This is a genomic window from Lagierella sp. (assembly GCF_029983815.1).
Classification (GTDB): Bacteria; Bacillota; Clostridia; order Tissierellales; family Peptoniphilaceae; genus Mediannikoviicoccus.
The window spans coordinates 24,451-36,784 of the sequence record NZ_JASBYU010000007.1 but is presented as its reverse complement, the minus strand read 5'-3'; the positions used below and the strand labels follow the sequence as shown (position 1 = coordinate 36,784).

11 protein-coding genes and 1 other annotated feature are annotated in these 12,334 nt (G+C 33.4%); all 11 genes read right to left on the bottom strand.

Annotation, left to right across the window (positions count from 1 at the left end; all coding sequences use genetic code 11):
• Nucleotides 1-13 precede the first annotated feature (13 nt).
• The 11 genes from Q1K37_RS04275 to tgt all read right to left on the bottom strand — a co-directional run bounded on the left by Q1K37_RS04275 (nucleotide 14) and on the right by tgt (nucleotide 12,333).
• Nucleotides 14-217, bottom strand: coding sequence for a cold-shock protein (locus tag Q1K37_RS04275; RefSeq protein ID WP_300409708.1), 204 nt, complete (start codon nucleotides 215-217; stop codon nucleotides 14-16).
• 104 nt (nucleotides 218-321) lie between these two features.
• Nucleotides 322-1,047 (bottom strand): class I SAM-dependent methyltransferase, encoded by a 726-nt coding sequence (locus Q1K37_RS04270; protein WP_300409704.1) that lies wholly within the window; start codon nucleotides 1,045-1,047, stop codon nucleotides 322-324.
• Between the two features lie 5 nt (nucleotides 1,048-1,052).
• The gene (gene hpt, locus Q1K37_RS04265; RefSeq protein ID WP_300409702.1) at nucleotides 1,053-1,577 is read right to left on the bottom strand and encodes a hypoxanthine phosphoribosyltransferase; all 525 of its coding nucleotides are present in this window, start codon (nucleotides 1,575-1,577) and stop codon (nucleotides 1,053-1,055) included.
• A gap of 1 nt (nucleotide 1,578) precedes the next feature.
• A complete protein-coding gene (locus Q1K37_RS04260) occupies nucleotides 1,579-2,832 on the bottom strand; it encodes a Mur ligase family protein (RefSeq protein WP_300409698.1) in 1,254 nt (417 codons plus the stop codon).
• Nucleotides 2,822-5,473: a valine--tRNA ligase gene (locus Q1K37_RS04255; protein WP_300409696.1), complete on the bottom strand. Its 2,652-nt coding sequence runs from the start codon at nucleotides 5,471-5,473 to the stop codon at nucleotides 2,822-2,824. The genes Q1K37_RS04260 and Q1K37_RS04255 overlap by 11 nt, the downstream gene beginning before the upstream one ends.
• 90 nt (nucleotides 5,474-5,563) lie before the next feature.
• Nucleotides 5,564-5,743: a binding site (T-box leader), on the bottom strand.
• 38 nt (nucleotides 5,744-5,781) lie between these two features.
• The gene (locus Q1K37_RS04250) at nucleotides 5,782-6,390 is read right to left on the bottom strand and encodes an MBL fold metallo-hydrolase (protein WP_300409693.1); all 609 of its coding nucleotides are present in this window, start codon (nucleotides 6,388-6,390) and stop codon (nucleotides 5,782-5,784) included.
• An 8-nt stretch (nucleotides 6,391-6,398) separates the two neighbouring features.
• Nucleotides 6,399-6,851 (bottom strand): D-aminoacyl-tRNA deacylase, encoded by a 453-nt coding sequence (gene dtd, locus Q1K37_RS04245; RefSeq protein WP_300409689.1) that lies wholly within the window; start codon nucleotides 6,849-6,851, stop codon nucleotides 6,399-6,401.
• The gene (locus Q1K37_RS04240; RefSeq protein WP_300409686.1) at nucleotides 6,851-9,007 is read right to left on the bottom strand and encodes a bifunctional (p)ppGpp synthetase/guanosine-3',5'-bis(diphosphate) 3'-pyrophosphohydrolase; all 2,157 of its coding nucleotides are present in this window, start codon (nucleotides 9,005-9,007) and stop codon (nucleotides 6,851-6,853) included. The genes dtd and Q1K37_RS04240 overlap by 1 nt, the downstream gene beginning before the upstream one ends.
• A 67-nt stretch (nucleotides 9,008-9,074) precedes the next feature.
• Entirely contained in the window at nucleotides 9,075-10,811 is a 1,737-nt protein-coding gene (gene recJ, locus Q1K37_RS04235; RefSeq protein WP_300409684.1) for a single-stranded-DNA-specific exonuclease RecJ, read from the bottom strand.
• A 59-nt stretch (nucleotides 10,812-10,870) separates the two neighbouring features.
• Nucleotides 10,871-11,200, bottom strand: a complete 330-nt coding sequence (yajC, locus tag Q1K37_RS04230) for a preprotein translocase subunit YajC (protein WP_300409682.1) — start codon at nucleotides 11,198-11,200, stop codon at nucleotides 10,871-10,873.
• Between the two features lie 11 nt (nucleotides 11,201-11,211).
• Nucleotides 11,212-12,333: a tRNA guanosine(34) transglycosylase Tgt gene (gene tgt / locus Q1K37_RS04225; protein WP_300409680.1), complete on the bottom strand. Its 1,122-nt coding sequence runs from the start codon at nucleotides 12,331-12,333 to the stop codon at nucleotides 11,212-11,214.
• Nucleotide 12,334: the final 1 nt, after the last annotated feature.

The window sequence follows — 12,334 nt, the reverse complement described above, 5'->3', positions numbered from 1 at the left end:
TAAAAAAATTATATTATAATTTAACTACATTAGAAGCTTGCGGACCTTTAGTTCCTTCTACTACTTCGAATTCAACTTCTTGTCCTTCGTCTAAAGTTCTGAACTCACCATTATCTTCTAAAGCAGTGTAGTGAACAAACACATCTTCGCCTTCTTCTGTAGATATAAATCCAAATCCTTTAGTTGCATTAAACCATTTTACTTTGCCTTTTGCCATTTTGTTCCTCCAAAAATTAACCAATAAATAAATTACAGCATACTTTACTGTACCTTAGTAATATATCATATAGCCAATAATATAGCAAGAAATATCGGAGATAATTATTTTTGGCAAATTAGTAAAATTCTTTGGCTGGTGGATTTTACATCTTTTCCCGTATCAAAATCTACAATTTTAATAATATTATAACCAATCTCCTCTAATGTTTTACTTAATTCTTCTGGTGAATGATATTTCTGAATCTGTTCTTCAGTAATTCTAATATATCTATCTCTTTCCTTGATGAAAAAATCCAAAATCATTTCCACTTTTTGTTCTTTGTCATCATAATAATTTTGCCATGTATAAAAAATATTTTCGTATTCATAGATATAGCTATTATTTCCTAAAACCCTCTCTATCTTGTCCAATGAGTTGATGTCAAAGGTAAAGTAACCTCCAGGTTTAAGTGAATTATAAACCCTCTTAAAGCTTTCGTTTAGCATTTTTATATCCAAAATATAATTCATGGTATCCAGTGTTGAAAAGGCTAGGTCAAAATAATTATCCATCTCTAATTCTTCTATGCCAATATTGAGATATCTTAAATTTTTAAACTCATTCAGTTTACTAGATGCAACTTCCAACATTTCAACGCTTGGATCTAGCCCATAGTATTCCTTAGAAGAATCTATGAAATACTTAGTCATATTACCTGTTCCCATACCTATTTCAAGGATTCTTAGACCAGTTTTATAGCTTATATTGCTTTTAATGATATCGCTATATTTTTTATAGTCGATATCAAAGACTAATTTATCATATATCCTTGCAAATTCCTGATACATATAAACTAATCTTCCCAGCTAAAGATATACGGGATATTTCTATAGTGTTTTCCATAGTTTAAGCCATATCCTACTATAAATAGATCATCTATCTCAAAACCTCTAAATTCCGGCTTAATATCCACCTGTCTCCTACTAGGTTTATCCAAGAGAACACATACATTAAGACTTTTAGGATCTCTCTTACCGAATAGGTTTTTAAGTGTATTTAAGGTGTGTCCAGAATCCATTATATCATCCACAATAAGAACATTTTTACCTTTGATATCTTCCCTTAAATCGCTAAGTATTTTAACATCGCCACTGCTATATTCCCTTGACTCGTAAGAAGATGTTATTGCAAAGTCAACAACTACCGGAACTTTTATCTCTCTTATCAAATCCGCGGCAAATACAAAGCCACCTCGTAGAATAGGGATTACAATCACTTCTTCTCCACTGTAGAATTCTGTTATCTCTTTTCCAAGTTCTTCCACCCTTTTTTGAATATCTTCACGATTAAATAATACAGTTTCTTTTTTATTTTCCATATCACTCATCCTTTAAATATTTTTTAAATTCACCTATTAGATATAGGGATCCCGCTATTAAAACCGTTTCTTTTTCTGACAGGTCAGATAATAAATAATTTGATGCATCTTTAACGGATTTTTTTATTAGTATCTTATCATTGAAACCCAATAATTTTTTTTCTAAAACTTCTGGTTCTATAGCCCTTTCATAATCTATCTTTGTGAGTATAATACACTTAGCTTTTTTTGCTAGAATATCTAATCCTTCGACAATACTCTTATCCTTCATTGAACCCAAAACCAGGTAATAGTCATCAATTCCTAAGGTTTCAACATTTTTTGAAAGTGCTGATATTCCTTCAGCATTGTGGGCCCCATCTAAAATAATCAATGGATTACTGTGGATAATCTCCATTCTGCCTTCAAATTTAAAATTTAATATCGATTTTTTTACATTTGATAAATCGATCTTATCCAGTATTTTTTCCAATGCCAATAGAGCCAAAGAAATATTTTTTATCTGATAAATGCCAATAACCTTTGTCTTAAATTCAATACCCTTGTAGAAAAAAATCGAACCGCCAATATCTACATTTCTTATATTATAATCTCTATCAAACAAAAACTCCAGTTCAGCAGTTTTATTATTAGCCTCTTCAAGGATAACTCTATCCACATCCTCCTGGTGTTTAAAGGAAACAACTTTTCCATTTTCCTTAATAATACCAGCTTTATGATATGCAATTTCAGGAAGAGATTTTCCTAAAAGTTGTTGGTGATCGTAGTCAACTGTGGTAATTATGCTAAGTAGATTTGACCTAAATAGATTAGTTATATCAAATCTACCACCAATTCCAGTTTCAATTATATAAAAATCCAGATTTTCCCCACTAAACACCTTTAATGTCAAGAGAAAGGACATTTCAAAATAAGTTAGTGTTTTCAAACTTTCAATTGAAACCTCTGACAAAATCTCTTCTACATTGTCTATAAGAATTTTTTGAGAAATTGGTTGTAAATTTATTTTTATCCTTTCCTCGTATTTTTCTAAATGGGGAGAGGAAAAATGCCCCACTTTATAACCCTGATCCTTTAAAAGGCTTGAAAGAAATGTTCCAACAGATCCCTTGCCATTGGTTCCTGCAATTTGAATAATTTTATTTTCGTCTATGTTAATATCTAACATTTTAAGGACTCTTTCAAAGTTGGAAGAGTCCTCATTATGTCCATAGTTAACACTTTCGATTAAATCTATGACTTCATTATAGTTCATTTACTTTTTCTCTTATCTTTTCTACTGAAGCGTCCACTTCATCCTTCATAGAAATATATTTACTTAACTTATCTCTTTCTTCTTGAACGACTTTTTCTGGTGCTTTTTCAGTAAAATTCTTATTGTTCAATTTACCTTCAGCTCTTTTAATTTCAGAGATTAATCTTTCTTGTTCCTTGGTTAATCTTTCTAATTCTTTATTGTAGTCGATCAAATCACTTAGAGGAATATATCCCTTAAATCCATTTTGTACAATTGAAATACTGTCTTCTTCGTCCAATCCACTATCGCCAAAATGAACTTCAGAAACAGAAGCAACAGTTTTGAAATGGTGTGAAATATTTTCTAATTTTTCCTTAACACCACTATTGTCTGTAACCAAGAATAAGTCAGCCCTTTTACTTGGTGCAATATCCAGTTCTGCCCTTGCATTTCTGATAGTCTTTGTAGCTTCAATCAAGATTTCAATCTCATCTACTGAATCCTTACAAATCAAAGACTCTTCATATAGTGGCCAGTTTTCATTAATCAGCATATCCTTTTTAGTTGGCATTATTGAATATATTTCCTCTGTAATATAAGGCATAAATGGATGTAATAGTTTCAATACTCCATCTAATACATATATCAGTGTAGATTGGGCAGCTATTTCAGATTTTTCATCCTCAACGTTATAAAGTCTTGGTTTTACTAACTCTATATACCAATCACAAAATTCATTCCATATAAAATCATAAATTTTATCCGCAGCCAGTCCTATTTCATATTTATCTATATTTTGATCTACATTCTTGATAAGAGAGTTGAATTTTGAAATTATCCACTTATCTTCAACTTGTAAGTCTATATCAGAAATCTTTTTAATCTTATCTTCCTTTAAATTCATAAAGATAAACCTTGTAGCATTCCAAAGTTTGTTTGCAAAATTTCTATTTGCTTCGACTCTCTCCATGTAAAATCTCATATCATTTCCAGGAGAGTTTCCAGTTACCAATGTAAATCTAAGGGCGTCAGCTCCAAAGTTGTCTATTACTTCAAGAGGATCTATTCCGTTATTAAGGGACTTGGACATCTTTCTTCCTTGTGAATCTCTAATTAAACCTGTGAAATAAACGTCTTTAAAAGGTAATTTTCCTAAATTATACAATGATGAAAACACCATTCTGATTACCCAGAAGAAGATAATATCATATCCGGTAACTAGGACATCAGTTGGGAAAAAGTACTCTAAATCATCGGTTTTTTCTGGCCAACCCAATGTAGAAAAAGGCCATAATGCTGAAGAAAACCAGGTATCTAATGTATCCGGATCCTGTCTTACATTTGTGCTGCCACAAGAACATTTTTCAACTTTTGTCTTAGAAACTATTATCTCTCCACAGTCATCACAATAGTACACAGGAATTCTATGTCCCCACCATAATTGTCTAGAGATACACCAATCCCTAGTATTTGTTAACCAATTTTCATAGGTTTTCCCAAGTCTATTAGGAATAAGATTTAATTCTCCAGATTCATAGGCTTCTAATGCATCCTTTGCAAATTGCTCCATTTTAACAAACCATTGTTTAGAAACCACTGGCTCAATAATAGTTCCACATCTTTCACAGTGGCCTACGGCATGGTTATGGTCTTCTATTTTTTCCATTAAACCTGCCTCTTCCAAATCTTCTACAATGGCTTTTCTTGCTTCCATACGCTCCATTTTAGAATATTTTCCATACCCATCAACAATATGACCCTTTGAATCAATTACGATACATTGTCCTAGATTATGCCTTTCCCCAATTTCAAAATCATTTGGGTCATGGGATGGTGTTATTTTTACCATACCAGTACCAAATTCCATTTCAACATATTCATCTGCAATGATAGGTATTTCTCTTTCAACCAACGGTAGTATTAACTTTTCTCCAATTAGATCCTTGTACCTTTCATCATCAGGATTTACTGCAACAGCTAAATCTCCTAACATGGTTTCAGGTCTTGTAGTTGCAATTACAATATAACCTTGCCTATCTTTGAAAGGATATTTAATATGCCAAAGCTTTCCATTTTCATCAATATGTTCAACTTCTGCATCGGATATAGCTGTACCACATGAAACGCACCAATTTACGATTCTATCTCCTCTATATATAAGTCCCTCATTGTACATCTTGATAAAGACTTCTAGTACTGCATCTGATAAATTGTCGTCTAGAGTAAAAGCTTCCCTGGACCAATCACAAGAAACCCCTAATTTTTCCAGTTGCTTCTTTATATTTCCACCATATAGATGAGTCCAGTCCCAGGCTTCCTCAAGAAACTTTTCTCTACCCAAATCCTTCTTGGACTTTCCTTCGGATTCAATTTTCTGAACTACCTTCATTTCTGTAGAAATACTAGCATGGTCAGTACCCGGAATCCAAAGCGCACTATAGCCTTGCATTCTCTTTCTTCTAATCAAGATGTCTTGCAATGTATTATTCAAAGCATGGCCTAAATGAAGAACCCCTGTAACATTTGGAGGGGGCATTACAATAGTAAATGGTTTTTTAGACTTATCAACTTCAGCTCTAAAATATCCATTATCTTTCCAAGTTTTGTAGATTCTATCTTCAAAAGATTTAGGATCATAGTTTTTTTCTAAATTTTTCATTTTAATCTCCTCAATATAATTTTTTAAGTGTTTATTCAACTTTTCTTATCATTAAGCATTCAAAATTAACTATAAAAAAACCCCTCATCCGTTTAGGACGAAGGGCTCCGTGTTACCACCTAATTTTCATTAATAAATGACACTCTAACGATTATAATGTAATCAACCTTACTCAAAAGCAACCTTCAACTAAAGCAAGTAGAAGATTTCACCAACCTCTTCCTCTCTGAAAAATAACTTTAATCTACTCCTCTTTATCACCGTAAATATCAAATTTATAGAAATATTATCATATTTTCATGAAAATATCAAATCATAAATGGATTATATTTTTTCTCTGACCCGATTGTAGATTCAGAATTGTGTCCTGGATATACCACTATGGAGTCATCTAAACTCTTTAATTTCTCCAAAGATTTTTTCAAAGCTTCCGAATCACTAGTAGGTAAATCAGATCTTCCAACAGAATTTCTAAATAGAGTATCTCCTGTAAAAAGGTAATTTCCTATTTTTATACATTGACTACCAATGGTATGACCAGGTGTATATATAAAGTTTATTTCTTCCCCTTGAAAGTCAAGGACCGTATCTTCATTTACATAAAAATCTGCTTTTAAACTTATATTTCCATACATGGAAGAACTTAAGTTCAAATCCGGATCTAACAATAGCTCTTTTTCCTTTTCATGGGCATAGATGGGAATATTAAATTTTTCTCTAAGACCCTCACAAGCTGCAATATGATCACCATGGCCATGTGTAAGAAGTATCTTTTCAACCTTAAGATCTCTATTAACTATTAAATCCGTTAACGCTTCCAATTCATAACCAGGATCTATGATTATACAATTTTTTCCCTTTAATAATACATAGATATTTTCGATTAACCTTCTAGTTTCAAGTTTTATAATTTCCATAATTGCTCCTAATATATTTTAGTACTGTCCAATTGAATGGTCACAGGACCATCGTTAATCAACTCAACTTTCATGTCGGCAGCAAACTTTCCCGTCTCTACTTTCAATCCAGTTTTTTCCTTTAAACCTTTAATAAATGCCTGATAGTAGTCATCTGCCTTTTCATGCTTCGCCGACTGGGTAAAACTTGGTCTATTACCCTTTCTAACATCACCGTAGAGTGTAAATTGAGATACTACCAAAAACTCTCCTCCCACATCTTCAATAGAAAGGTTCATCTTATTATCTTCATCTTCAAAAATCCTTAACTTGGATACCTTTTTTAATATATAGTCCAAATCATCTTTTCCGTCTTCTTCATGAACGGCTAGAAAGATTAATAGTCCCTTATCTATTTTGCCTATTACATGATTTTCAACCGTAACAGAAGCTTTTATTACCTTTTGTACAATTGCACGCATTAAACCTTCACCCTATAAACATCTAAAGTTCCCTTTATATTTCTCAAAGCTTGTAAAATATTATTGACCTGCTGTGTATGATTTACTTCTACAATTATATTGATAGTATAGGTTTTATCCTTATTTTTTATCACATTCATACCCTTTGTATCTGTACCGAGTTCAGAAATCTTTGAAGTAAGATTTGCTAAATAACCAAACCTATCAAAGGCAATTATCTGTATCTCTACGTTGTAGGTAGAGTCGTCTTCAGCATCCCAGCTAACCTCTATCAACCTATTAGGATCGTCAACATTTATTATATTAGAACAGTCTTTCCTATGAACAGACACTCCACGCCCCCTTGTTATATAACCGATGATTTCATCGCCAGGTACTGGATTACAACATTTTGCTATCTTAATCTGTATATTGTCTACTCCCTTTAGAATAATTCCATGTTCAGAACTTGCTGGGACTTGTCGAAGTTCCACTTCTGGTGGTTCTTCTATATCCTCGTCGGTCTTATAATAATCCCTATGAAGATCCTTTAGCTTAGGCATGATTTGAGTTAGAGGTGTAGTTCCAAAACCTATAGATGCATACATGTCATCAAGGTTATTAAAGGACATCCTCTCCATAATATTTTCAAGCCATTCGTCTTTTAATATTTCATTAAAGGTATATCCCTGTTTCCTAACCTCTTTTTCAAGCATATCTCGACCCTTAATGATATTGCTGTCCCTCTCCTTCTTTTTAAAATACTGTTTGATTTTTTGTCTTGCTTGAGAAGTCTTTACAATCTTTAGCCAGTCCATGCTCGGGCCAGGAGAAGAAGCTGAGGTTAGTATCTCCACGATATTTCCTGTTTTAAGTTTATAGGTTAAAGGTACTATTCTACCATCAACCTTTGCCCCAACACATTTATTACCTACAGCGGAGTGAACTCTATAAGCAAAATCTATAGGAGTAGAACCTTCTCTCAGTTCTATTACATCCCCTTTAGGTGAGAATACAAAAACTTCGTCCGATGTGAAATTTTCCTTAAAAGAATTGATAAATTCCCTGGAATCTGACATGTCCTTTTGCCATTCCATAAGTTCCCTTATCCAAACCAGTTTTTCATCTAAACTGGATTTCTTGCCAGTAGTTCCCTCTTTGTATTTCCAGTGGGCAGCAATACCATACTCGGCAGTCCTATGCATTTCAAAAGTCCTTATCTGAACTTCAAAAATTTCACCCTGAGGTCCAATTACAGTTGTGTGGAGAGTTTGATATAGATTTGGTTTAGGCATAGCGATATAGTCCTTAAATCTACCAGGTATAGGTTTCCATAGACTGTGAACCGCTCCAAGTACACCATAACAATTCTTTACACTATCTGTTATTACCCTTACAGCAGAAAGGTCAAATATCTCTTCAAAAGCTTTTCCTTGATGATACATCTTACGATAAATGCTGTAAATACTCTTTGGTCTACCACTTATTTCGCCCTTGATACCAAGTTCTTCCATAGCAAGATTTAAAATGGTTATTATATCTTGAATAAAAGACTCTCGTTCTCTTCTCTTTAGCTTAACCTTTTCTACCAAATCATAATAAATCTTAGGCTCCAAATATCTTAAACTTAGATCTTCAAGCTCCCATTTAATTGTGCTAATACCCAATCTATGGGCAAGGGGTGCATAAATTTCTAAGGTTTCCGTAGCCTTTTCAACTTGTTTTGTTCTTTCCATATATTCTAAGGTTCTCATATTATGAAGTCTATCAGCCAATTTAACTATGATAACTCTAATATCCTTTGACATGGCCAAAACCATTTTTCTTAAATTTTCCGCCTGGTTTTCATGTTTAGATTTATAATTGATCTTTTTAAGTTTTGTAACTCCATCAACTAATAAAGTTATCTCGTCTCCAAATATCTCCTTAAAATCATCATATGAAATATCCGTGTCTTCTAATACATCATGTAAAAGACCTGCTACTATGGTTTCGTCATCCATACTCAAGTCAGCAAGGATATTTGCTACAGCAACTGGATGTATAAAATATGGTTCTCCAGAACTTCTAAACTGACCTTCATGAAGCTTTTCTGCAAGATTATAGGCCCTTGTAATCAATTCCTTATCTAGGTCAGGATTATATGATTCAATTTTGTCCAATAATTTACCAAGCATTTTATACACCTCCTACTTATATAAAATTAATAACTTCATACTACCATATTTTAGAGTAATCTACAATCTAACGTATATCTTTAACTATTACTTGTAATGTTTTTGTTCCCTTGTACTCATTGATATTTGGATAATACAAAATATCAATTTCCGGACAGTCCATGTCGTGTTTTTTCCTTGCAACTATATTGTCGTATATGGCTTTAATCTCCTGTGAACTTGAAAAAGTTATTCCCTTTACCTTTCTACCTCTAACAGATAAATCAAGGCGTAAAGCGTTAGAATTTTTACCGATAATTCGTAAATCTTCGACCAAAACCCTTCTATCACCAAAAAGAGGTGTTGGATTTCCCTTGCCATAGGGTTCCAATTTCTCTAACTCTTCTACCACTTCAAAGTTCAATCGGTCAATAAATAATTGACTATCCAGATATTTTTTTTCAATTAAATCTTCTTTTGTCAAAGTAGAGGACTCTAATAAACTGGAATAAAATAGTTCAAAATTTTCTTCATATATAGAAAGTCCCGCAGCCATGGGATGTCCACCAAAGGACTTTAATAAGTTTTTATAGGGTAAAATATTCTCATACATGTTATATTCTTCAATGCTTCTACCAGAACCCTTCAAAACTCCCTCTTCACTAGAAGACGTAAAGACTATAGTGGGTCTATTGTATTTTTCTTTTACTCTACCTGCTATTATCCCAGCCAAAGACTCATGAATAGACTTTTCACATACTACAATTATATCATTCTCAAAAGTCTTTTCCTTCTCTATCCTTTTTAAAACTGCCTCTAGTCCATCTTCTGTCAAGGACTTACGCTCTTCGTTCAATGAAACTAATTTTTTTGCAATCTCATCGATTTTTTCAATATTCTCCTCTAGGAATAACTCTATGCCCCAGACGGCAGTATCCAGTCTGCCCGCCGCGTTGATACATGGACCTAAAACAAATCCCAAAGCATAGGTATTAATCTTATCCTGTTTAAGCCCCGCCTCTCTAATAAGGGCCTGCAATCCATAATTACTAGAATGGTGTATTTTATTTAACCCTTCCTTTACAAAAAACCTATTTTCATCTACCAAGTCCACAATGTCCGCCACGGTTCCCATTGCAACGTATTCTAGTAGATCCATGAGATAATCCATATCCCCATCGTATTTTAAGTAAAAGGCATACATCAATTTAAAAGCAACACCTGCTCCACATAGATATTTAAAGGGATATGAACAGTCCTCCCTATTTGGATTTAGCACTGCATCTGCGCTGGGTAAAATATCATTTCCCTTATCGTTTTTTCGAACTTGATGATGATCTGTGACAATTATTTTCATTCCCAGGTCCTTTGCCAATTTTACCGGTTCCAAAGAACTTATTCCATTGTCGCAGGTTATTATCAAATCCACATTATCAGCCTTTGCTTCTTCCACAATCCTCTTAGATATACCATACCCATCTTCCACTCTATGGGGTATTGCATAGGAGATATTTTCAGTAAATAGCAACAATCCATCCATCAAAGTCATCGTCGCAGAATTTCCATCCTGGTCATAATCTCCTACAATCCTTATATGGCTATTGTTGTCAATTCCTTCTTTAATCAACTCCACAGCTCTATCCATATCCTTCATTAAAAAGGGATCGTGCATGGAGTTTTTTTGATTCGGGTTCAAAAATCCAGGAATTTCTTCATAACTTATGTCCCTATTTGCAATAATCTTTGCCAATATTTCATTTATCTTAAACTCTTGGGCAATCTTTCTATATTCCTTATTTGCCGCTTTTATCAACCATTTACTCATAAATCACCAAAAAAAGATAAAATATTTGAATTACAAATATCTTATCTTTCCCTTCATTTCTATTCTTCTTCTTTACTATCGGATTTGTCTTCCTTAGTTTCCTTTACAACTTCAGAACTATCATCTCTTATAACAGTTCCTACAGCAGACTTAACAAATTCTAATTTCGTCTTAGCATTTGATGACTCTATTACAACAAAGTCATCTCCAAGCTTTAAAATAGTTCCCTTGATTCCTCCAATAGTGATTATTCTGTCTCCAACTTTAAGATTATCTCTCATCTTACGTACTTCTTTTTCTCTTTTTTGAGTAGGTCTAATCATGAAAAAGTACATAGCTGCAAAGATGATTATCATAAATCCCAATGAACTACCTAATTGTTGTGGCATCTTTTCCTCCTTTACTTATGGTAATCATAACCATATTTTTCATAAAATTCATCCTTAAATTCTAGAAAATTATCTTCTAAAATAGAATTTCTAATTCTTTCCATCATATTTATTAAAAATGATAAATTGTGAATTGTCAACAGCCTTGCCCCTAATATCTCGTCCACATTCATCAAATGCCTTATATAGGCCCTAGAATAATTTTTACAAGTATAGCAATCACATTCTGGATCAAGGCTTGAAAAATCATTTTTATAAGTAGCATTTTTAATTACAAGTCTACCCCTTGAGGTTATGGCAGTACCATTTCTTGCAATCCTGGTAGGAAGCACACAGTCAGCCATATCGACCCCTGCCTCAACAGCTTCAAATAAATAGTCAGGGCTTCCAACGCCCATTAGGTATCTAGGCTTGTTTTCAGGCATAAAGGGTGTCGTGAAATTTAACATCTCTATCATCAAATCTCGAGGTTCACCTACGGATAATCCGCCTATAGAATACCCTGGTAAATCGAGCTTTGCAGACTCTAATGCAGAAAATTTCCTTAAATCTTTATACATTCCACCTTGTACAATTCCAAAAAGTGATTGTTTTTCAGTGTTTTTATGATATTCTTTACATCGTTCAAGCCATCTTAGGGTTCTCTCGGTGGATTGTTTAATGTATTCGTAACTAGAAGGGTATGGCGCACATTCATCAAAGGCCATCATTATATCGGATCCTATGTCATTTTGTATCTCCATTGACTTCTCAGGAGATATAAAATGTTTAGAACCATCTATATGGGATCTAAACTCCACACCTTCTTCACTGATCTTTCTGATTTTATTTAAGCTAAAAACTTGAAATCCACCACTGTCTGTAAGTATTGGTCTATCCCAATTCATAAATTTGTGAAGACCTCCAGCATTTCTCATAATCTCTTGACCAGGTCTTAGATAAAGATGATAGGTATTTCCCAAAATAATTTGAGCTCCAATATCCTTTAACTCCTCAGGAGTCATTGTCTTAACCGTAGCTTTTGTTCCCACAGGCATAAAGACAGGTGTTTTTATATCCCCATGGGGAGTATGAAGTATACCCGCTCTAGCTTTCGTTTGAGATGATTTTTTTACAATTTCATATTTTATCATT

Excerpts from the sequence above, each read along its gene's own strand:
- Q1K37_RS04275 (WP_300409708.1), bottom strand. The coding sequence starts at position 217 with ATGGCAAAAGGCAAAGTAAAATGGTTTAATGCAACTAAAGGATTTGGA.
- tgt (WP_300409680.1), bottom strand. The coding sequence starts at position 12,333 with ATGATAAAATATGAAATTGTAAAAAAATCATCTCAAACGAAAGCTAGA.
- hpt (WP_300409702.1), bottom strand. The coding sequence starts at position 1,577 with ATGGAAAATAAAAAAGAAACTGTATTATTTAATCGTGAAGATATTCAA.
- Q1K37_RS04270 (WP_300409704.1), bottom strand. The coding sequence starts at position 1,047 with ATGTATCAGGAATTTGCAAGGATATATGATAAATTAGTCTTTGATATC.
- Q1K37_RS04240 (WP_300409686.1), bottom strand. The coding sequence starts at position 9,007 with ATGCTTGGTAAATTATTGGACAAAATTGAATCATATAATCCTGACCTA.
- dtd (WP_300409689.1), bottom strand. The coding sequence starts at position 6,851 with ATGCGTGCAATTGTACAAAAGGTAATAAAAGCTTCTGTTACGGTTGAA.
- Q1K37_RS04260 (WP_300409698.1), bottom strand. The coding sequence starts at position 2,832 with ATGAACTATAATGAAGTCATAGATTTAATCGAAAGTGTTAACTATGGA.
- Q1K37_RS04255 (WP_300409696.1), bottom strand. The coding sequence starts at position 5,473 with ATGAAAAATTTAGAAAAAAACTATGATCCTAAATCTTTTGAAGATAGA.
- yajC (WP_300409682.1), bottom strand. The coding sequence starts at position 11,200 with ATGCCACAACAATTAGGTAGTTCATTGGGATTTATGATAATCATCTTT.
- recJ (WP_300409684.1), bottom strand. The coding sequence starts at position 10,811 with ATGAGTAAATGGTTGATAAAAGCGGCAAATAAGGAATATAGAAAGATT.
- Q1K37_RS04250 (WP_300409693.1), bottom strand. The coding sequence starts at position 6,390 with ATGGAAATTATAAAACTTGAAACTAGAAGGTTAATCGAAAATATCTAT.